Source organism: Aliarcobacter skirrowii CCUG 10374 (assembly GCF_003544835.1).
GTDB lineage: Bacteria > Campylobacterota > Campylobacteria > Campylobacterales > Arcobacteraceae > Aliarcobacter > Aliarcobacter skirrowii.
Window position 1 is genome coordinate 1,903,544 of record NZ_CP032099.1, and the last position, 21,154, is coordinate 1,924,697.

The following is a 21,154-nucleotide window of genomic DNA, read 5'->3' on the forward strand; positions in this document are numbered from 1 at the left end:
ACTAAATCCATCTTTTTTTTCTAAAAATCATATATTGAGAAAAGATTACTAAAATTAAAATGCTAGTAAAAATATAAAATGCATTTTCGTTATTTGCACCTGGTATTCCACCAACATTTATTCCCAAAAGTCCTGTTAAAAACGTAAGCGGCAAGAATATTGCAGAGATAATTGATAAAATATACATTTTTTTATTCAAATCTTCACTTAATCTATTTGTCAACTCCTCTTGTATTAAAATAACTTTATCCCTAATAGTATCAAGCTCTTCTATGTGTCTCATTAATTGATCATTTGTTTCTCGTATCTCTATTTTTCTATACTCATCTATCCAAGAGATTTTTTCGCTAGTTAATTTAATCAAAGCATCTTTTTGTGGAGTTAAATATCTTTTTAAAATAATAGTCTCTCTTCTAACATTTAAAATTTTAGTTCTAAAATCTTGCTTTTTCATATCCATAATATTCTCTTCTAGATAATCTGTTCTATCTTGAATTTCATCGATAACATCATCTATTCTATCAATCATACGATTAGTTAATTCAACTAAAAACTCTGAACTACTTTTTACTCCTATCCCTTTTTCTAAATCTTCAACTATCTCTTCAATAGACATCAAAGTTCTTCTACTTGTGCTAATAATCATATTCTTTGATATATATAATCTAATAGATATCATATTTTCAGGTTTTGAGTTTGGTTCTAAATTTACACCTCTTAATGCAATAAGCAAAGAATCACCTAAAATAGTGGTTCTTGGTCTTGTTTCACCAGCTAAAAGTGCATCAGCAACAATAGAATCTTTAAATTGAGTTTGTATCCAATTTTTTGCTTCTTTTTGTGAATAGTCAAAATGAACCCATAAGATATTATCTTCTGTTTTATCAATGCTATTTAGCTCTTCATATTTTAACTTTTTAGCAGAGCCTTTTTTATTGATTAAAAATCCTAAAAATGGAACTTTTTTCACTATTTTTCCTTTTAATTAATCGAATAAACTATCTCTGTTTTTAGTTTTTGCTCTTTTATCTCTTCTAGTTTTAAATTTTTTAGCTCTAAATTCATAAAATCTTCAAATGTTTTAACACTATTTTGAGCAATAATTTTTAAAATCTCTCCTCTATAAGCCTTTGCAAAATGGCTTACAACCTTACCATCTTTTATAAATTTTAAAGTTTTATATGGTTTTTTTATAGTGTAAAACTTCTCATAAAATCCAGCTCTTAAATCTAAGATATCCTCATCTTTTAAATAATCATCAATAGCTTTACTAAAGTTATCACTATAAAACTTCTCTATTTTTAAGTTATTAAAACTCTCACCTTGCTTTAATTTATAATCAGGAATCAAATCACTTGCTTTTATAACACCAAAAATATTTGAAAAAATCAAAACATTTTCATCTATATAATTTTGTTCATTTTTATCTAAATTATTATAATTTAAATAATCATAAGCAACACCTTCATATCTTTGAATTGCTTTTTTAAGAGGTAAAGAGAAGATATCGACTCTATATTTTTCTATTACATCATCTTTTTTTGTTCCAAAAAGTTTTTCTAAATCACTTTTTGATGCAGTTTTTAAAAAATCATTATATGCTTTTACAATCTTTGCTCTTTTATTAAAAAGCTCTGGAAATATAAAGTTATTTTTACTAAAATCAATTTTATCACCACCAGAAATTTTTGTCTCACTTGGAGAAAATAGTATTTTCAATTTAAACTCTTTTTTTATAATTATAATTAGGAGAGATATCTCCTAATTTTTACCAAGAAAATGCAATAGCTAAATTAACACTTGCTTGTTTTGGTAATTTTGTTCCATCTATATGAGTAGATTTACTTGCCATTTGAGCAGATAATTCAACAGGTCCCATAGAAACTCCAGCTGTGTATATCAAACCAGAATCATCATTGCTTAATAAATTCTTCATTATTCCAGCATTTAAATCAAGAATAAATAGATCAAAACTAGCACCTCCTCCTACATATCTTGATTTCATACCATTTATTGATTCATTTTCAGTTAAATCAACATCAAAAGCAAGTTCTACAAAACTAATTTTATATGCAGCTCCAGCTCTTACCATTGGATCTAATTTGAAATCTTTACCTACTGTTCTATCAAAACTAGGAGAATTTAAATTTTTTCCCACAAGAGCCAAAGTTAAATCTTCATCAAAAGATGGATTATATGCAACTCCCAAATCTAAACCAACTGTTGTAGAATCTTTTTTATTTTTGTCAAAATCATCACTTATATCTTTATCGCTTGAAAAACTATGAAAACTACTATATGTAGTTCCTTTCATTAGCTTAAAAGCTCCTCCTAAATAGATATCTCCAAAATCTGTACCAAAAGCATGTCCATAGGCAACTGGTATCTCAATAACAGCAAGACCATCTAGCTGAACTCCTGTATTTTCATTACCCTCATCCATTGCATAAATTAAAGAGCTACTTTCATAATCTGTTGAATCAGTACCTAGTGGTGTAACACTATTATCTGAATTTAATTCATAATAGCTTCCACCATTTTCAAATATTAATCTGTTATATTGTTGATCTACTTTTGAAGTTCCAGCAACATCAGCATTTGCAAAAATACCAAAACCAAAGTTTTTAATCGCAAATGCTACATCAACTGTTGGTGCTACATTAAAAGATTGATTGTTTGCTCCTAGGATAATATTTTTTGATTGATTTAATTTTGTTAAATCATTTTTTGTTAAATCATCAAATGAAGATCCAGATATTGTTGTATTTTCAGCCAGCTCAACTAAATCAGAAAAATTTAAATCGTCCAGTTGACTAACTGTATCTAAAACTCCATTATCTCTATATCCAACTCCAACTCCTGTGTGAAATGCAAAAGTCTTTTTATTTTTTGCTAATAGAGCTGGATTATTGTAACTTGCAAGTGATGATGGTGATGTAGCAATACCAGCTCCACCCATTGAAGTTGCTTTTGAACCTAAAACTTGAAAACTAGCTGCATTTAAACTTGTAGTAAGTAGTGTTGCAGCAACTATTGATTTTGTTATTTTTTTCATACCTTCTCCTATTTCTATAATTGCAAAATTATAACAAGAAATAGAAGATTTGTATCAAAAATTACCAACATAAGATAAAAGCTTGTTATGATCTAAAATTTTAATATGACCTTTATCATTTTCTATAACACCATCTTTTTTTAGTTTTGCAAGTTGTCTTGAAAATGTTTCAGCAGTTATATTTAATATTTGTGCAATTTTTATCTGTCTTAAGTTTTTCAATAACTCTTCATTTTCTAACAAAAATTTTGCTATTTTTTCAATACTATTTAAAGATACATTATAGTTTATAAAACTCTCTAAATATTTTATCTTTTTAGTTAAAGATTTTATAAAAAACATTGCAATTTGTGGCTTTAGTAAGAACTCATCTTTAAATTTTCTATAATCTATTAAAATAACTTCACAATCAGTTTCACAAGAGCAATTTGCTAAAAAATTTATCTCTTCATAGTTTACAATTTCAGCTATTAAAGATGGAGCTATTAGATTATGAATTATTATCTCATTATCTTTAAAATCATGAGTATAAAGCTTTACTATTCCTTTTGTTAAAAGGTGTAAAAACTTTGGTTCATCTCCTTTGTAAAAAAGTATCTCATCTTTTTGATACTTTTTTTTAAATGATATCTCTTTTAGCCTATCTAAATCTTTTTTATCTAAAAAATTAAAAAACTCATAATCATCAAAAACTTTTCTCATATTTTGTTCCTTTCTCTTGATAACTATCAAGAAAATATTTTGTATTGTATGCAAAAATTATAAAAATAGAGTAAAGAAGATTTTATGACAAGTGAAAAATTTATAAGTGAAGTTAAAACTCTTAAGAAGTTTTATGAGTTATATTGTATAGATAAGCATCAAAATCAATATAATAAATCTGAAATTCAAATATATAAAGATTTAAAAATAGATATAGATTTATATCTTTGCAAAGAGTGTTTTGAAGCAATTAACTACTCATTTACTAAACTACAAAATTGTCCCCACGAAACTAAACCAAGATGTAGAAATTGTCCAAAACCTTGTTATGAAAAAGATAGATGGAAAAGTATTGCAAAAGTTATGAAATATTCAGCTATAAAACTCTCTTTAGGTAAGATAAAATCAAGAATTATAAATATATTTAACTAATAACTTTTTATATAAAATTGTTATACAATACATTTTTAAACTATCGTTTTATAAAAAATCAATAATTTACAATTGGATAATATATGAATAAAACTCAATTAAAAAACTATATTTTTATAATACTAGGATCATTTTGCCTATCATTTGGAACTGTAGCTTTTTTATCTCCAAATGATACAATAACAGGCGGTGGGATAGGTATTTCAATACTTCTTCACGCTCTTTTCCCATCTATTACTTTAGGATTTTTTATAACAATGGTTAGCATTCCATTTTTGATTCTCTCTTATATTTATTTTGGAAAATATTATCTATTTAAAACATTTATTGTTGTTATTTTATTATCAAGTTTTACTGACATTTTAAAAGAAGTTATAAAAATAGATGCTATTACAAATGATATTTTACTAGCTGCAATTTTTGGTGGTATTTTTATTGGTTTGGGAATTGGATTTATTATAAAAGGTAGAGCGTCAACTGGAAGCACATCTGTTGTTGGTGAAATTATTGCTAAAAAGACAAAATTTAAAGCATCAGAAGTACTATTAACAATTGATGCTTTTATTATGTTTGCATCTATTTTTGTATATAAAGATATTGATAAATCTTTATATAGTTTGCTTAGTGTCTATATTGGAATGAAAGTTCTTGATGTGATTCTAACAGGACGTCCTTCTAAAAAAATTGTAAATATTGTATCTACTAATGTTGAAGTTTTAAAAGAGCAAATTAGAGATAAAATTGAAGAACATGGTACTATTTTAACTGGAATTGGACTTCATCAAGAACAAAATAAAACTATTATTTATGTTGCTGTTGATGCTGGGAAAATTGAACTTTTAAGAGATTTAATAAAAGAATTTGATAAAGATGCTTTTATGATCATCTCTGAAGCTAGTGAATTTTGGGGAAGAGATAGTAGTGTTATCTAAGCTCTTACCAAATTATTGGCTCTTTTTTTAAATTAATCAAAATTTCATTTGTTTTAGAGAAGTGTTTACATCCAAAAAAACCTCTATAAGATGATAGTGGGCTTGGATGAACTGATGTTAATATATGATGTTTTTTTCTATCTATTAATTTTGTTTTTGAAATAGCAGGGCTTCCCCAAAGAATAAAAATAGTATCTTCGCAATTATCGCTTATATATTTAATTATATTATCTGTAAAAACTTCCCAACCTAAATTGTGATGAGATTTTGGTTTTGCCTCTTCTACAGTTAAAATTGTATTTAAAAGAAGCACTCCTTGTTTTGCCCAAGGTGTTAAATCTCCATCTTCACAAATAGATTTTTTGCCCAAATCACTCTGTATCTCTTTTAATATATTTTGCATAGATGGTGGATTTTTTATATTAGCTGGAGTTGAAAATGCCAAACCTTGAGCTTGTCCAAAGCCATGATATGGATCTTGTCCTAATATTACAACTTTTAGATTATCAAGCTTTATTAAAGAAAAAGCTTTAAAGATATTTTGTTTTTCAGGAAATACTGTAGTAGTTTCATATCTTTTGTTTATCTCTTTTTCTAAAGATTTATAGTAATCTTTTTGTTTCTCTAAATCTATAATATCTTCCCAAGTCATAGTACTTCCTAATATTTAAAAATAAAAAAAGCTAAGGCTTTAAAACCTTAGCTTTTAAAAAATCATAAATTACTGATTATAAAACTGGTGATTTAATAACCATCATTTTTTGATTTTGCATCTCTCTCATAGAGTCTGGAATTCCACCAAGTCCTAATCCTGAAGTTTTAGCTCCACCAAATGGCATCCAGTCAACTCTAAATGCTGTATGGTCATTTACCATAACTGCTGTTGCATTTAATCTTTTTATAGATTTTAAAGCTGTATCAATATTTTTTGTAAATACTGCTGCTTGGAATGAAACATCTAGTTGATTTGCTCTAGCAATTGCTTCATCTAAAGTTTTATATGAATATACACAAACAACTGGTCCAAAAATCTCTTTTTGAGAGATAATCGCATCATCAGATGGATTAACAATAACAGTTGGTTCAAAACAAGAATCAGAGATTCTTTTTCCACCTGTTAAAATTTTTCCACCTTTTGTAACTGCTTCATTTACCCACTCTTCAACTCTGTTTACTTCATTGTGATTAATTAGTGGTCCAACTTCAGTTTTTGGATCAAGTTGATTTCCAACTACTAGTTTTGAAGCTTTTTCGGCAATTTTAGAAGCTACTGTGTCTGCAATTGATTCATGAACAAAAATTCTTTGAACTGATACACAAACTTGACCAGCGTGATAAAATCCACCTTTTACTAAATCTGGAATCATAGCTTCAATATCTGCATCTGGCTCAACAATAACAGGTGCAACTCCACCATGCTCTAATGCACTTCTAGTTCCTGGAGATGATTTAGAGTTTAAATACCAACCAACAGGACCAGAACCAATAAATGTAAAGAATGCTGTTTTAGGACTTGTTACTAATAACTCTCCAGCATTTCTATCACAAACAACAGCTTGAGCCCAACCATTTGGTAAACCAGCCTCTTTTAAAATCTCTACTAATTTAATCGCACTCATTGGAGTTTGAGTTGCTGGTCTAATAATTACTGGACATCCAACAGCAATTGCTGGAATTACTTGGTGAACAGCAAGATTAAACGGGTGATTAAATGCAGAAATTGCAGCAACAACACCTATTGGCTCTTTCATTGTGTATGCAATTCTATTTGCACTTGATGCTGTGTGACCCATAGCAATCTCATGACCTTCTTGAAGTCCTATTTGCTCAATAGCAATTTTAATTCCATTTATAGCTCTTTGAATTTCAACTTTAGAGTCAATATATGGTTTTCCACCTTCACTTGCACAAAGGATTGTAAGCTCTTCAACTTGAGAACTCATAATTTTCATAACATTTTCTAAAATCTCTATTCTTTTATATTTTGGAATCCAATTATCTCTATCTAAAAAAGTTTTATGTGCTAAATCAATAGCTGCTTCAACCTCTTCATAAGTGTTAAATTTTACAGTTCCAACTACTTTTCCATCAAATGGTGATGTAACTTCTATCGTACTCATATTTTCTCCTTTGAATTTTAATTTTAAAGATTAAAAAAGGGGCTTTAAATCTAAAGCCCCTTTCTAAGATTGTTTAGATTAAACTAAACAAGTTTTTTGAGGTAAAAGCTCATTTAAGATTGAGTGATTTAAAGAGTAATCAACTGCTAAATCAATTAAATGTACACCTTTGCTATTTACACATTTTTCTAAAGTAGCTTCAAACTCTTCAACAGATTTTGGTCTATAACCATGAGCTCCATAAGATTCAGCATATTTAACAAAATCAGGGTTTCCAAGATCAAGTCCAAATGACTCAAATCCCATTCCTGTTTGTTTCCATTTAATCATTCCGTATGCATTATCATTTAAGATAACTACAGTCATATCAATACCTAATCTAACTGCTGTCTCCATCTCTTGAGAGTTCATCATAAACCCACCATCTCCACAAACTGAAACAACTTTTTTATTTGGATTGATCATTTTTGCCATCATTCCAGAAGGAAGTCCAGCTCCCATAGTTGCAAGTGCATTATCTAGTAAAAGTGTATTTGGTTTTGCACATCTATAGTTTCTTGCAAACCATAATTTATAAACACCATTATCAAGCGTTACAATATCTTCAGCAGCTAATGTTTGTCTAATAGCTCTTACAGCTCTTTGAGGTAAAATTGGGAATCTATTATCACCAAAATATTTTGATAATCTAGTTCTAATCTCTTCTGCCATTCTTGTATAGTAATCAAAATCCCAGTGAGCTTGAACTTTTATTTTCTCAGTTATTTTTGCAATATTACTTGCGATATCTCCAACAACATCCATTTGTGGGAAGTAAGTATCATCTACTTCAGATGGGAAGAAGTTAACATGCATAACTTTTGTTGCACCCTCTTTATTTGACATAAAAAATGGTGGTTTTTCAATAACATCGTGTCCAACATTGATAATTAAATCTGCTCTATCAATTGCACAGTGAACAAAATCATCTTTACTTAATGCAGCAGCACTTAAACACATTGGATGATTTTCATCAATAACACCTTTACCCATTTGAGTAGAGAAGAATGCCATACCAGTTTTATTTACTAAATCTGTTAAAGTATTTCCTATTCTTGTTCTATTTGCACCTGCTCCAATTAAAAGTAGTGGTCTTTTAGCTTTTTCAATCATAGCAACTGCTTCTGCAATAACCTCATCAACTGCTGCTGGATATTTTACATTGTGAACTGGATAGATTGTTGTATCAGCATCTACAGGTTCGTGTGCAATATCTTCAGGTAGTTCAATATGAACAGCACCTGGTCTTTCAGTTGTTGCAATTTTAAATGCATCTCTTACAACAGAAGGGATATTATGAACATTTACAATTTGTTTTGCAAATTTAGTCATCGGTCTCATCATTCTAACAATATCAATGATTTGGAATCTTCCTTGTTTTGATTTTTTAATTGGTTTTTGACCAGTTATCATCATCATAGGCATTCCACCTAATTGTGCATAAGCAGCACAAGTTGCAAAGTTTGTAGCACCAGGGCCTAAAGTTGCTAAACAAACTCCAACTTTTCCTGTTAATCTTCCATAAGTTGCAGCCATAAATCCTGCACCTTGTTCATGTCTTGTTAATATAAGTTTAATATTTGATTTTCTCATAGCTTCCAAGAAATCTAAATTCTCTTCACCAGGAACACCAAAAATGTACTCAACACCTTCGTTTTCTAATGCTTTTACAAATAAATCTGATGCATTCATTTTATTACTCCAAAATTTTATAATGATTTAATTATACCGTTTTATAATTAACCGTTTTTAATGAAAATTCAATCTCAATTTATATTTGAAAATATAATTGATAAACAGTTGCTATTATAGCCACAATATAGTTTAGTTTTATTAATATGCAACTTTTTTTTTCAATCTAAAGATTATTTTTGTAAAAAAGTTACACTTTTATTTAGAACGCCTATTTTTAGGGCTTTTATTTTTACAATATTTACATAAATTTTGTTACATAAAATCTCAATTTATGAAAATATTGGTTAAACTTCTATTTTTATTATAAAGGTTAAATATGAAAAAAACACTTATTTTTGATTTAGATGGAACACTTTTAGACTCTATTTATGATATTGCACTGTGTATGAATGAAGTTTTAACAAGCTTAAAATTAGATACTTATAAAATAGATGAATATAAATATTTTGTTGGAAGTGGAATAGATGTTTTAATAGATAATGCTTTAAAGAATAGTATTGAATTAAAAGATGAAGCCACAAAAAGATTTAAAGAACTTTATGAATTTAATCTTCATAAAAATACAAAACCTTATGATGGCATTTATGAACTTTTAGATGAGCTTGTTAAATTAGATTGTAATTTAACAGTTTTATCAAACAAACCAGATTTTATGACAAAAGAGTATGTAAAAACATTATTTAAAGATTATCCATTTTTAGAAGTTCATGGACAAAAAGAGCAACAAGCTAAAAAACCAGATCCTATTCAAGCACTAAATATTGCTTCAAAACTAAAAATTAATCCAAGTGAGATATTTTTTGTTGGAGATACAAAAGTTGATATGCAAACAGCAAAAAGTGCAAATATGAAGGCAATTGGTGTTTTATGGGGCTTTAGAGATGAAAAAGAGCTAAAAGAGCATGGTGCTGATTTTATTGTAAAAGAGCCTTTGGAGATTATAAATATTATCAAATAATATTGACAAATGATATTTATGGTTATATAATAGAACCCATTTTAAAATAAAGGATTCAAAAATGTCAAAAGTAATAAAACAATTAAATCAAATTCAAGCTGATGCACATGCTCTTTATGTAAAATTACATAATTATCACTGGAATGTAAAAGGTATGGATTTTCATCCAGTTCATAACTACACAGAAGGTGTTTATGATGAGATGTCAACTCTGTTTGATGATGTTGCTGAAAGAGCGATAATTTTGGGTGGAAAAGCACTTTTAACAATTGATGATTTAGTAAAAACAACAAAAATAAAGACTGAAACAGGTGATAGTTTTAAATCAAAAGAGATTGTTGAAAAAATTACTGAAGATTTCAAATACCTTTTAGAAGAGTTTAAAAAACTAAGCGCTCTTGCAGGTGAAAATGTAGACAAAGGAACAGAAGCTTTTGCAGATGAGAAAGTTGCAAAACTTGAAAAAGATTTATGGATGCTATCTAGCATGACAAAATAGTGATTAAGGGATTTTCCCTTAATCATCTCTTCTTTTTTAACTCACTTATATACAATACATTTTAAAGAGTCTTTATGAAAAAATCAACTAGCCATATATATTTAATTATTCTATTATCTATTTTATCTTCAGTTGCTCCAATAGCAACAGATACTTATCTTCCATCAATTCCTGAAATTGCAAAATATTTTGATGTAAATATACATAAAATTGAACTATCTTTATCGATATTTTTAATAGGTTTTGCAGTTGGACAGATTTTTGGTGGACCAATTTCTGATAGATACGGAAGAAGATTTGGTTCTATTTTAGGACTTATTGGTTTTGCTTTTTTTAGTTTTTTAATAATATTTAGTTCAAATGTTTATGAACTTTGGATATATAGATTTTTAGAGGCATTTTTTGGAGGAATTACAGTTGTAAATGCAGCTGCTGCTGTAAGAGATAGATTTAAAGGGCAAGAGGCTGCAAAGGTATTTTCATTGATTGGGATTATTAGAAGTATTGCACCTTTATTGGCTCCTGTTTTTGGTGCTTTAATAATACATTTTTATCCATGGGAAGGTATTTTTGTATTTCTAACAATATACTCTTTATTTGTAGCATTTTTAGTCTACAAAGATTTGCCAGAGAGTTTTGTAAAAAGTGACCAAAAAGTTTTAGAGTCCTATAAATCTGTTCTAACACACAAAAAAGCTATGAAAGCTATGTTGGTACTTGCTATTAGTTTTGGAGGTTTTTTTATATTAATCGCCAAAACATCATTTATATATATTGAATATTTTGGAATAAAAACAGACTATTTTCCACTATTTTTTGGAATAAATTTTATTATTTTAATGTTTATGATAAAAGTAAATGTAAATCTTCTTAAAAAATATAATGCTTTGAGTATTGTAAAATTTGCAATACTTTTTCAAATAGTTGTTGGATTAATTTTTATTTTAATTCACCAAAATATAACTTTGATTCAAACTGTTATTGTTTTGGCTGCTTATATGAGTATGATGGCTTTTGTTTTTGGAAATTGTATGGCAATTGCTCTTGAGCACTTCTCAAAAAATGCTGGAGTTGCTAGTGGAGTTATTGGTGTTTTACAGTTTGGTTTGGGAGCACTTATCTCATCTATTGCGCTATATTTTGATGATAATGGATTTTTTATAATAGCTTTTAGTATAACTTTATTATCTTTTATCTCTTACTTAATAATTAGAAGCTATAAAGCTTAAATCTACTTTTTAAAGTAGATTTTTGTACTTAAGCCTCTATATTTTTTATTATTATAAATATATTCACTATTTGCTACTTCTATAGTTGCATTATGTCTTATATTAATACAATTATGAGTCATAGATAGACCTATTCCTGTACCTAAACTTTGATGTTTTGTTGTAAAATATGGTTCAAAAACTCTATTAATAATGGCTTTATCTACACCTTTTCCGCTATCTTTTATCTCTATTATAAACAAATCTTTATCACTTTTTGTACTTACAAATATATATCTATCTTCTGTCTGTTTTATTAAAGCATCTTTTGAATTTGTCAAAATATTTATAAAAGATTGAATCAACTCATTTGGATAGGCTTTTAAAAGCAAATCTTCATCAAAATCAACCACTATATTAATACTATTCACCTTTGCAATTGGATTAAAAATATTTAAACTCTTTTCTAAAATAGATACTAAACTAGTAGATTCTAAACTCTTATCATCAACTACAAAATTGCTAATATCTTCTATTGTATTTGATAGATAATTTACCTGTTGTAAAATAAGATTCATATCTTTTTCAAAGTCATAACTATTTAGCTTATCATATTTTTTCAATATATTTATGCCACTTGCAATCGAGCTTATAATACTTAAAGGTTGTCTCCATTGATGTGCAATATTCTCCAACATACCTTTCATTGAAAAAAGTTTAGCTTGTTCTTTTAATATGTTATCACTTGTTAAATCTTTCATATTAATCAAAATATGCTCTTTGTCTGGTAACCAAGATGAAAAAATCCTAGAATCAATTTTTCTATATTTTCCAATACAAGATTTATCAATAGTTATATTTTGAATATTTCCTTTTATAAACTCTTCATTTAGTGCTTTTACTCTTTCAATATCTTCAGGTGCAGTTAAAGCAATACAAGATGTTTGCAAAAGCTCTTCTTGAGTATATCCTGTTAATTCACAATAAGTTTTATTTACTTTAATAAAATTTGTATCTTTGTCTATTATTGCTAAACCATCTATTGTATTGTTAAATATTGTTTCTAAAAGCTCTTGTTGCTCTTTTAAAGCAAATCTCTCTTGCTCTATTTTTTGTTTTGCAACTGTTAATTCTGTAATATCTTGAACTGTTCCATGTGATATTAAAGCTTTTTTATTCTCATCAAAAATTGTTTTACAATCCTCTTTTACATATTTAATCTCTTTGTTGCTTAACTCTACTCTGTGAACTATTGAGTAATCTTTTCTATCTTCTAAAGATTTTAAATATGCACTATTTACAAGCTCTCTATCATCTTTGTAAACTAAATCTAAAAATAACTCATAACTTGGTTTTATATTTTTATCTAAACCAAAAATATTATAAATCTCTTTAGACCAAATAAGTTCATTACTCTTTAAATTAAGTTCCCAGAATCCTATTTTTGCTAGTTTTTCAATAGACTCTAGCTGATATTTATATGATGTTTTTCCCATCTCCTTGTATTTATCCTAGCTAAACTTCAATCTCAAAAAACTCTTCATCAACTTTTTGATAAGTTGCAACCGAACATGAAATTTTTGTAGCATTTGAATAATCTTTAAACTCTTGTAAAAATAGCTTTTTTAATTTTTCAATATCTGTTGCTCTAAATATAAAGTACCCTAAAATATTACTTTTTCTCTCACCAGCTTTTTCAATACCAAAACTATCAAACTGCCAATCAACACCTCTTGTAAAGAAAAAAACTTCACTTATTCTTTTTTCAAGTTCATCTCTAACATTTTGATTAAACTCTTTTAAATGTATTTTAAATGCAACATTACAGTTAAACTCCGATTGTGTTAAACTCTCTAAACTTTTATCCATGATATTCCTTTAAAAATTGTAAGCTGTTATGGTAACTAAATCTTAATTAAAAAATAAATTTTTTTATTTTATATTTATTATTTTAAGTTATAATTTTGGTTATTTTTTTTCAATGGGGGAGGTATTAGTTGGATTTAGTATTTAAAAAACTTTTTAAAAAAGGGGTTTCTTTAAAGAGTACCATTCTTCTACTTTTCTCAACAATTGGCATCTTATTAATTTTAGTTTTAGCTTATCAACTACTTTTTTATAGTAAAAAACTAGCAATTTCAAACATAAATTCAAGATTAGATGGAATTGCTTTAAATATTCAAAATTCAATAAAAGATGTCAACAATAGTAGCTTTAGTACAGTTAATACTTTGGCACTTTTAAATGATCAAGATAGAGTAAAAATTTATACAAACTTTTTAAAATCCTATCCAAGTTTATATGCAATTTATACAGGATATGAAGATAATAGTTTTTATGAATTTATAAATTTAAGAGTTGATAAGAATCTTATTAGCTCTTACAGTGCAAAAGATATTGATAGATGGCTTTTAATAAAAATCGATGGAAAAAATAGTACAAAAAGAGAGCTATTTTTTTATGATGATGACTTAAATCAAACAGATTATAAAATTGAGCCTAATTCATATCTTGCAACAAAAAGACCTTGGTTTAAAGATGCAAAAAATTCAAAAGAGGCTATAAAAACCAAACCATACACTTTTTCACACATTGATTCAATTGGAATAACTTATGCAAAATCTATTAAAAATGGCAAAGAGGTTGTTGCTATTGATCTATTAATTGCAGATTATCTTAATAGTTTCAAAAATCATGTAGATATAAATAAAACAGAGCTTTATTTGTTTGATTCAGATAAATTAATTCTATCTTCACTTTCAAAAAACAGTAACTCTTTTAATGATTTTATTCTAAATATATCAGATTTAAAAGAGTTTGAAAATACGCAAATTGTAGAAAAAGATAATAAAAAATTTCTTATTAGAATAATAAAAATTGATAATAACAAACAAGATAACTATTTAGCTTTAATTGCAGAATACAAAAATATTTTAAAACCATACAATCAAGAGATACTTTGGCTTCTTTTTGTATTTATTTTTACAGGATTAATTACTATTCCTTTAATATTGTACTTCTCAAGAGTTATTTCAAAGCCAATCTACTCTTTAGTAAGACAGAGCAAAAAAATAGAGAAACAAGATTTTAATATCTCAAAAATTGATACCTCTATTCAAGAAATTTCACTTTTATCTTGTGCTTTTTCAAATATGTCAAAATCAATTTATGATTATCAAACATCTCTTGAAGAGAAGATTCTTCAAAGAACAAAAGAGCTTTATGAGAAGAATGAAGAGTTAGAGAGATTATCTATTACAGATAAACTAACGGGACTTTATAATAGAGCAAAACTAGATAGTGTATTAAATACAGAGTTTGAAAAAGCTATAAGATACAATGATATTTTTAGTGTAATTATTATGGATATTGATTTTTTTAAATCTGTAAATGATAATTTTGGACATCAAATTGGAGATGATGTATTAAAAGAGTCTGCAAAAATTTTAAGCTCTTGCATTAGAACTAGCGATACTCTTGGTCGTTGGGGAGGAGAGGAGTTTTTAATAATTTGTCCAAATAGTAAACAAGAAGATGCTATTAAGCTTGCAAACAGAATAAATATTGCAATTAAACAGCACACTTTTTCAACTTATCCAAAAAAAGTTACTATGAGCTTAGGTGTTGCTTCATATTGTAGCATTTTTAAAAAAGCTGAAGATATAGTTGCATCTGCTGATATTGCACTTTACAAAGCAAAACAAACAGGAAGAGATAGAGTTGTTGGAGAAAATGATATTTAATATTAAGTCTTGGTTAATATTCATATTATAAAATTACCAAAAAATTTGGGAAAATCATTTGAAACTTTTTAAAATCTTTATAATATTTACTGTTGTTTTGTTTTTTGCATCTTGCGAAAAAAAGGCTCAAGTAGTAGAGTCAAAACCAGTTGAAGTTGGATTTATAAATCCAAAAGAGCAATCTTTGAATTTAGAGATTGAACTTTTTGGAAGAGTAAAAGCTAAAGAGATAGCACAAATTAGACCACAAATAACTGGGATTATTGAAAAAAGAGTATTTACAGAGGGCTCTTTTGTAAACAAAGGTGATATTTTATACCAAATTGATAAACTTGATTATATAGCAAATGTAAATAGTGCAAAAGCATCTTTAAATAGTGCAAAAGCGACACTTCTAAGCACTAAAGCAAAAAATGATAGAGCAAAAGAGCTTTTAAAATTTGATGGTATTTCAAAACAAGAAGCCGATGATATAGAGGCTTCATATCTTCAAGCTTTGGCTTTAGTTAATCAAAGAGAGGCTGAACTTCAAAGTGCTAATATAAATCTACAAAGATGTGATATAAAAGCTCCAATAAGTGGATATATTGGAATTTCAAATGTCACAACAGGAGCACTTGTAACTGCAAATCAAACTCAAGAGCTTGTAGATATAAAAGATAGTAGTAGTGTATATTTAGATCTTACAATATCATATAAAGAGTATTTAAATCTAAAAAATATTGTAAGTTTTGATACACAAAATAGCTCAAAAGTAAGATTAGTTTTGGAAGATGATTCAAAAATTGAGAAATTTGGAGTTTTACAAAGCAAAGAGTTAAGTGTTGATCCAAATAGTGGAACAGTAACTTTAAGAGCTGTTTTTGAAAATAGTGACAAGAGCTTACTATCTGGAATGATGACAAAAGCTTATGTTCAAAGTAGTAAAAAGTTTGATGGATTTTTAATCCCTCAACAAGCTGTTTTAAGAGATCAAAAAGCAAATCCAATAATAACTTTAATAAATGATGATTTTACAACTACTCAAAAAAGAGTTAAGATTTTAAGAGCTATTGATAATTTTTGGTTGATTGAAGATAGATTAAATCCAAATGATAAAATTATAGTTGAGGGACTTAATAAAATAAATAGACAAAGCAAAGTCTCTATAAAAGATTTAAATAGTATTTATGAAGTTAAAAAATGATTGCAAAATTTTTTATATTTAGACCTATTTTTGCTTGGGTAATTTCACTTATTATTATGATAAGTGGTGTTGTAAGTCTTTATCTTCTTCCAGTTGAACAGTATCCAGATATTGCACCACCTCAAATAAATATTTTTGCAACTTACACAGGAGCATCTGCTCAAACTGTTGAAAATAGTGTAACTCAAATAATAGAACAACAACTAACAGGTCTTGATGGAATGTTATATTTTTCTTCAAGTTCAAGTTCATCTGGAAGATCAAGAATAAGCATAGTTTTTAATCAAGGAGTTAATCCAGATATTGCTCAAGTTCAAGTTCAAAATAAAGTTGAACAAATCTTATCAAAACTTCCTGATGATGTTCAAAGACAAGGAGTTAGAGTTTACAAATCTCAAACAGATTTTTTAATGCTTGCATCTGTTTATGACTCAACAGGAAAAGCAAATAGAACAGATATTAGTGATTTTTTAGTAAGTAATCTTCAAGATAGTATTGCAAGAATTGAAGGTGTTGGAGAAGTTACTGTTTATGGTGGACAGTATGCTATGAGAATATGGCTAGATCCTTATAAACTTGAAAAATATAATCTAATTCCTCTTGATATTCAAAATGCTATAAATGCTCAAAACTCACAAGCAAGTGCTGGAAGACTTGGAGCAATGCCAACTTTAGATAATCAACAACTTTCAGTTACGGTAACTGCAAGATCTATGTTTGAAAATGTTGATGAGTTTGAAAATATTATTTTAAAAACCTCTTTAGATGGAAGCAGTGTAAAAATAAAAGATGTAGCAAGAGTTGAGATTGGTGCTCAAAGCTACAACAATGTAACAGCTCTAAACGGTTACCCAGCAAGTGGTATCTCAATACAACTTGCAAGTGGTGCAAATGCTGTATCTACTTCAAAAAAAGTTAAAGAGTTTTTACAAAATGCTCAAACTTTTTTCCCAGAAGGGTACAAAGTAGCATATCCAAGAGATACAACTTTATTTATACAAGCATCTATTAATGAAGTTGTTAAAACTTTAATTGAAGCTATTATTTTAGTTGTTTTTGTAATGTTTTTGTTTTTAAAGAATTTTAGAGCAACTTTAATTCCAGCAATTGCAGTTCCTGTTGTAATTTTAGGAACATTTGCTATTTTAAATATTTTAGGTTTTACAATAAATACCTTAACAATGTTTGCTTTGGTTTTAGCAATTGGACTTTTGGTTGATGATGCTATTGTTGTTGTTGAAAATGTTGAAAGAAATATGAAAGAGTTAGGACTTAGTGCAAAAGAGGCAACAATTATATCAATGCAAGAGGTAACAAGTGCCTTAATTGGAATTACAACTGTTTTATCGGTTGTATTTTTACCTATGGCATTTTTTGGAGGAAGTACAGGGGTTATTTATCAACAATTCTCAGTTACAATAATCTCATCTATGGTTCTATCTGTTATTGTTGCACTTACATTAACTCCAGCACTTTGTGCAACAATTTTAAAACCTCATAGTGAAAAAAGTAGTGGGTTTATATTTAAATTTAATCAATATTTTGAAACTTTTACAAAAAAATATACATCTTGGATTGAAAAAATTATAAAACTTCCAAAAAGATGGGCTATTTTTTATCTTATTATTGTTGTAGTTGCAAGTTATATTTTTATAAAACTTCCAACAAGTTTTTTACCAAAAGAGGATCAAGGAAGCCTTATGGTTCAATACACTCTTCCTGTTGGTGCAGTTGCAAGTAGAACAGTTGATGTTGCAAATATTATTAGAGATTACTTTTTAAATGAAGAAAAAGAGGCTTTAAATACAATATTTACAATCTCAGGATTTAGTAGTAGAAGTAGTGGTCAAAATGTTGGAACAGCATTTATCTCTTTAAAAAGTTGGGATGAGAGAAATAGCAAAGAGTTACATGTAGATAGTATTAGTAAAAGAGCTATGATGGCATTTAACAATCCAAATAGCAAATATTTCATAAGAGATGCTAGAGTTTTTACAATAAATCCAAGTGTAATTCAAGGATTAGGAAGTAGCGATGGATTTGAGTTTCAGCTCTTAGCTAGTTCAAATATAAGTAGAGAAGAGTTAAGAGATGTAAAAGATGCTATTTTACAAGAGGCTAAAACAAATTCAAATATAAACTCTGTAAGAGCAGATGGTACAGAGGAGTCACCTCAGCTAAAAATATCTTATGATGTTCAAAAAGCACTATCTTTGGGCTTAAATCTAAGAGATATTGATACTACTTTAAGTGCTGCTTGGGGTGGAATTTATGTAAATGATTATATTGATAGAAATAGAATAAAAAGAGTCTATATTCAAGGTGATGCACCGTTTAGAAGTGCTCCTGAAGATTTGTATAAATGGAAAGTTAGAAATAGTGCTGGAACTATGACTCCTTTTAGTGAGTTTTCAAAATTCTCTTGGGAGTATGGACCTGAAGAGTTAACACGATTTAATGGATTTATGTCTTATGAGATTCAAGGAAGTGCTGCAACTGGAATTAGTTCAGGAGTTGCTATGAGCGAGATGGAAAAAATAGCAAATAAAAATGCAAATGGAACAATGTATGCGTATAGTGGATCTTCTTATCAAGAGAAAATTGCAAGTAATCAATCACTACTTTTATATGCAATTTCACTTTTAGTTGTCTTTTTATGTTTAGCAGCTCTTTATGAGAGTTGGAGTGTTCCATTCTCTGTTTTACTTGTAGTTCCTTTGGGAGTTTTAGGAGTTGTTTTAGCTGTTTATTTTAGAGATTTAAGCAATGATGTATATTTTCAAGTTGCACTTTTGGCAGTTATGGGACTTGCAAGTAAAAATGCAATCTTAATAGTTGAGTTTATAAATAGTGCATATAAAAATGGTATGAATTTAGTAGAAGCTTCAATTTTGGGAGCAAAACTAAGACTTAGACCAATAATTATGACCTCTTTAGCATTTATTGCAGGAATCATACCACTTGCTATTTCAAGTGGAGCAGGTGCTAATAGTAGAATTGCAATAGGAACTGCAATTTTAGGTGGAACATTAAGTGCTACTATTTTGGCAATATTTTTTGTACCACTATTTTATATATTTATAAAATCAATATTTAAAAAAGAGGCAAAAGATGTTTAAATATCTTTATATCTCTCTTCTTGCTCTAATTTTTACAGCTTGTTCAATGCAACCAAAACTAAATTTAGATGAAAAAGAGTTGATTCAAAGCAGCTTTAAAGATTACGAAAAGAGCGACAAAAAAAGTTTTGAAAAGCTTGATAGTAGTGATTTTATTTTGGATGAATCATTAAAAAAGATTGTAAATCTAGCACTTTTAAATAATAAAGATTTAAATATTGCCTTACTTAAAATAGATAGAGCCAAAGCTTTGTATGGAATTGAGACTTCAAAACTTTTTCCAAGTGTTAATGCAAATGGCTCTTTAAACAGAAGTGATAGAAACAACAATATAAGTAGCAATTATGAGGCAAATTTAGCAGCCTCTTTTGAGCTTGATCTATTTGGTAAAAATCAAAGCCTAAACCTTGCAGCAAAAAATAGCTTTTTGGCTACAAAATATGCTTACAATAGTACAAAATTAGTTCTGATTTCTCAAACAATCTCTAGCTACTTTAATCTTTTAAGCAATATTGAAAATAGAAATTTAGCTACTAAAATATTAGAAAATCTAAATGAAGTCTATACTCTAACTTCAAAAAAATATAGTATTGGAGCATCAAGCAAAGATGAGATGTTAGCATCACTGGCTAGCCTAAAAGAGATGGAAAATAGGATTTTGGATTTTGAAAATGAGATAGAAAAGAGTATAAATGCTCTTGAGCTTCTAATCTCTTCTAAACTTCCAGATGATATTTTGAAAAATAGTTTTTTAGACTCTTTATATCTAAAATCTTTAGACTATAATATTGACTCAAATGTTTTACTAAACAGACCTGATATAAAAGAGTATGAGTTTAAATTAAAAGAGAAAAATGCAAATATAGGAGCTGCTAGAGCTGCATTTTTTCCAACTATTTCACTAACTGCAAGTACAGGATATGCAAGCTCTTCTTTGGATGGATTATTTAATAGCAACAATAGTTTTTGGGAATTTAGACCATCAATTACTCTTCCAATTTTTAGTGCAGGTGCAAATATAAAAAGATTAAAATACTCAAAAGTTGAGCAAGAAATTGCACTAAAAGAGTACCAAAGATCTATACAAACAGCTTTTAAAGAGGTTAATGATGCTTTGGCTATAAGAAAAAATATAGATTTAAAAGTAAAAAATCATAAAGAGCTTTTAGAAGCTTTAGAAAATAGTTACAACATAGCATTAAACTCTTATAAAATAGGACATGGAAGCTACTTAAATATGCTTATATCTCAAAGAGCATTTATAAATGCAAAAATAAATCACACAAATTTATATAAAGATGAGTTAGAAAACAGAGTTTTACTATTTAAAGTTTTGGGTGGAGAGTTAAATTAATAAGATTTTCTTACCAATTTACACACTTTTTATATTTTATTATTATAAGAGTTTTCATTATTTATTATTAAGAGATTATTAACAAAAATATTTATAGACTTTGAAGTTTTGA

The 21,154-nt window shown here is 27.8% G+C and carries 18 protein-coding genes; 9 read left to right on the forward strand and 9 right to left on the reverse strand.

Annotated elements, in window-relative coordinates:
- Window position 1: 1 nt before the first annotated feature.
- Genes ASKIR_RS09890 through ASKIR_RS09905 form a run of 4 tightly spaced genes read right to left on the reverse strand, consistent with a single transcriptional unit; the run spans window position 2 to window position 3,757 of the window.
- A complete protein-coding gene (locus ASKIR_RS09890) occupies window positions 2-970 on the reverse strand; it encodes a zinc transporter ZntB (protein WP_066350105.1) in 969 nt (322 codons plus the stop codon).
- Between the two features lie 11 nt (window positions 971-981).
- Window positions 982-1,719, reverse strand: coding sequence for a YaaA family protein (locus ASKIR_RS09895; protein ID WP_066159940.1), 738 nt, complete (start codon window positions 1,717-1,719; stop codon window positions 982-984).
- A 49-nt stretch (window positions 1,720-1,768) separates the two neighbouring features.
- Window positions 1,769-3,055 carry a conjugal transfer protein TraF gene (gene traF, locus ASKIR_RS09900; RefSeq protein ID WP_066350103.1) on the reverse strand — a complete coding sequence of 429 codons (1,287 nt, stop codon included), beginning with the start codon at window positions 3,053-3,055 and terminating at the stop codon, window positions 1,769-1,771.
- A gap of 54 nt (window positions 3,056-3,109) precedes the next feature.
- The gene (locus ASKIR_RS09905) at window positions 3,110-3,757 is read right to left on the reverse strand and encodes a Crp/Fnr family transcriptional regulator (RefSeq protein ID WP_066159946.1); all 648 of its coding nucleotides are present in this window, start codon (window positions 3,755-3,757) and stop codon (window positions 3,110-3,112) included.
- Window positions 3,758-3,841: 84 nt separating this feature from the next.
- Between ASKIR_RS09905 and ASKIR_RS09910 the strand changes: the two genes are divergently transcribed.
- Together ASKIR_RS09910 and ASKIR_RS09915 are read left to right on the forward strand one after the other, a co-directional pair.
- Window positions 3,842-4,189 carry a nitrous oxide-stimulated promoter family protein gene (locus tag ASKIR_RS09910; protein ID WP_066350102.1) on the forward strand — a complete coding sequence of 116 codons (348 nt, stop codon included), beginning with the start codon at window positions 3,842-3,844 and terminating at the stop codon, window positions 4,187-4,189.
- A gap of 83 nt (window positions 4,190-4,272) precedes the next feature.
- Window positions 4,273-5,121 (forward strand): YitT family protein, encoded by an 849-nt coding sequence (locus ASKIR_RS09915; RefSeq protein WP_066350101.1) that lies wholly within the window; start codon window positions 4,273-4,275, stop codon window positions 5,119-5,121.
- Between the two features lie 4 nt (window positions 5,122-5,125).
- Here ASKIR_RS09915 and ung read toward each other — a convergent pair whose 3' ends face one another.
- The 3 genes from ung to ASKIR_RS09930 form a co-directional block, all read right to left on the reverse strand.
- Entirely contained in the window at window positions 5,126-5,773 is a 648-nt protein-coding gene (gene ung, locus ASKIR_RS09920) for a uracil-DNA glycosylase (RefSeq protein WP_066350100.1), read from the reverse strand.
- A 76-nt stretch (window positions 5,774-5,849) separates the two neighbouring features.
- Window positions 5,850-7,241 (reverse strand): aldehyde dehydrogenase family protein, encoded by a 1,392-nt coding sequence (locus ASKIR_RS09925; protein ID WP_066350099.1) that lies wholly within the window; start codon window positions 7,239-7,241, stop codon window positions 5,850-5,852.
- Window positions 7,242-7,319: 78 nt separating this feature from the next.
- Window positions 7,320-8,972: an acetolactate synthase large subunit gene (locus ASKIR_RS09930; protein WP_066350097.1), complete on the reverse strand. Its 1,653-nt coding sequence runs from the start codon at window positions 8,970-8,972 to the stop codon at window positions 7,320-7,322.
- 319 nt (window positions 8,973-9,291) lie between these two features.
- Here ASKIR_RS09930 and ASKIR_RS09935 point away from each other — a divergent pair, with 319 nt between their 5' ends.
- The 3 genes from ASKIR_RS09935 to ASKIR_RS09945 all read left to right on the forward strand — a co-directional run bounded on the left by ASKIR_RS09935 (window position 9,292) and on the right by ASKIR_RS09945 (window position 11,661).
- Window positions 9,292-9,933, forward strand: coding sequence for an HAD family hydrolase (locus tag ASKIR_RS09935; protein WP_066350096.1), 642 nt, complete (start codon window positions 9,292-9,294; stop codon window positions 9,931-9,933).
- A gap of 61 nt (window positions 9,934-9,994) precedes the next feature.
- Entirely contained in the window at window positions 9,995-10,432 is a 438-nt protein-coding gene (locus tag ASKIR_RS09940; RefSeq protein WP_066350095.1) for a Dps family protein, read from the forward strand.
- Between the two features lie 74 nt (window positions 10,433-10,506).
- Window positions 10,507-11,661, forward strand: coding sequence for a multidrug effflux MFS transporter (locus tag ASKIR_RS09945; RefSeq protein ID WP_082946350.1), 1,155 nt, complete (start codon window positions 10,507-10,509; stop codon window positions 11,659-11,661).
- 2 nt (window positions 11,662-11,663) lie between these two features.
- Here the strand turns inward: ASKIR_RS09945 and ASKIR_RS09950 are convergent, their stop codons facing one another.
- Window positions 11,664-13,136, reverse strand: a complete 1,473-nt coding sequence (locus ASKIR_RS09950; RefSeq protein WP_066350093.1) for a PAS domain-containing protein — start codon at window positions 13,134-13,136, stop codon at window positions 11,664-11,666.
- Between the two features lie 19 nt (window positions 13,137-13,155).
- Window positions 13,156-13,509, reverse strand: coding sequence for a hypothetical protein (locus ASKIR_RS09955; RefSeq protein WP_228137746.1), 354 nt, complete (start codon window positions 13,507-13,509; stop codon window positions 13,156-13,158).
- A 128-nt stretch (window positions 13,510-13,637) separates the two neighbouring features.
- On the opposite strand from ASKIR_RS09955, the gene ASKIR_RS09960 reads away from it, so the two are divergent.
- Genes ASKIR_RS09960 through ASKIR_RS09975 form a run of 4 tightly spaced genes read left to right on the forward strand, consistent with a single transcriptional unit; the run spans window position 13,638 to window position 21,042 of the window.
- Window positions 13,638-15,383: a diguanylate cyclase gene (locus ASKIR_RS09960; protein ID WP_066350092.1), complete on the forward strand. Its 1,746-nt coding sequence runs from the start codon at window positions 13,638-13,640 to the stop codon at window positions 15,381-15,383.
- A gap of 58 nt (window positions 15,384-15,441) precedes the next feature.
- The gene (locus ASKIR_RS09965; RefSeq protein WP_115588059.1) at window positions 15,442-16,569 is read left to right on the forward strand and encodes an efflux RND transporter periplasmic adaptor subunit; all 1,128 of its coding nucleotides are present in this window, start codon (window positions 15,442-15,444) and stop codon (window positions 16,567-16,569) included.
- Window positions 16,566-19,688 carry an efflux RND transporter permease subunit gene (locus ASKIR_RS09970; protein ID WP_115588058.1) on the forward strand — a complete coding sequence of 1,041 codons (3,123 nt, stop codon included), beginning with the start codon at window positions 16,566-16,568 and terminating at the stop codon, window positions 19,686-19,688. The genes ASKIR_RS09965 and ASKIR_RS09970 overlap by 4 nt, the downstream gene beginning before the upstream one ends.
- Complete coding sequence (locus tag ASKIR_RS09975) at window positions 19,681-21,042, forward strand: efflux transporter outer membrane subunit (protein ID WP_066350087.1); 1,362 nt, start codon at window positions 19,681-19,683, stop codon at window positions 21,040-21,042. The genes ASKIR_RS09970 and ASKIR_RS09975 overlap by 8 nt, the downstream gene beginning before the upstream one ends.
- Window positions 21,043-21,154 lie beyond the last annotated feature (112 nt).

Excerpts from the sequence above, each read along its gene's own strand:
- traF (WP_066350103.1), bottom strand. The coding sequence starts at position 3,055 with ATGAAAAAAATAACAAAATCAATAGTTGCTGCAACACTACTTACTACA.
- ASKIR_RS09905 (WP_066159946.1), bottom strand. The coding sequence starts at position 3,757 with ATGAGAAAAGTTTTTGATGATTATGAGTTTTTTAATTTTTTAGATAAA.
- ASKIR_RS09910 (WP_066350102.1), top strand. The coding sequence starts at position 3,842 with ATGACAAGTGAAAAATTTATAAGTGAAGTTAAAACTCTTAAGAAGTTT.
- ASKIR_RS09915 (WP_066350101.1), top strand. The coding sequence starts at position 4,273 with ATGAATAAAACTCAATTAAAAAACTATATTTTTATAATACTAGGATCA.
- ung (WP_066350100.1), bottom strand. The coding sequence starts at position 5,773 with ATGACTTGGGAAGATATTATAGATTTAGAGAAACAAAAAGATTACTAT.
- ASKIR_RS09925 (WP_066350099.1), bottom strand. The coding sequence starts at position 7,241 with ATGAGTACGATAGAAGTTACATCACCATTTGATGGAAAAGTAGTTGGA.
- ASKIR_RS09930 (WP_066350097.1), bottom strand. The coding sequence starts at position 8,972 with ATGAATGCATCAGATTTATTTGTAAAAGCATTAGAAAACGAAGGTGTT.
- ASKIR_RS09935 (WP_066350096.1), top strand. The coding sequence starts at position 9,292 with ATGAAAAAAACACTTATTTTTGATTTAGATGGAACACTTTTAGACTCT.
- ASKIR_RS09940 (WP_066350095.1), top strand. The coding sequence starts at position 9,995 with ATGTCAAAAGTAATAAAACAATTAAATCAAATTCAAGCTGATGCACAT.
- ASKIR_RS09945 (WP_082946350.1), top strand. The coding sequence starts at position 10,507 with ATGAAAAAATCAACTAGCCATATATATTTAATTATTCTATTATCTATT.
- ASKIR_RS09950 (WP_066350093.1), bottom strand. The coding sequence starts at position 13,136 with ATGGGAAAAACATCATATAAATATCAGCTAGAGTCTATTGAAAAACTA.
- ASKIR_RS09955 (WP_228137746.1), bottom strand. The coding sequence starts at position 13,509 with ATGGATAAAAGTTTAGAGAGTTTAACACAATCGGAGTTTAACTGTAAT.
- ASKIR_RS09970 (WP_115588058.1), top strand. The coding sequence starts at position 16,566 with ATGATTGCAAAATTTTTTATATTTAGACCTATTTTTGCTTGGGTAATT.
- ASKIR_RS09975 (WP_066350087.1), top strand. The coding sequence starts at position 19,681 with ATGTTTAAATATCTTTATATCTCTCTTCTTGCTCTAATTTTTACAGCT.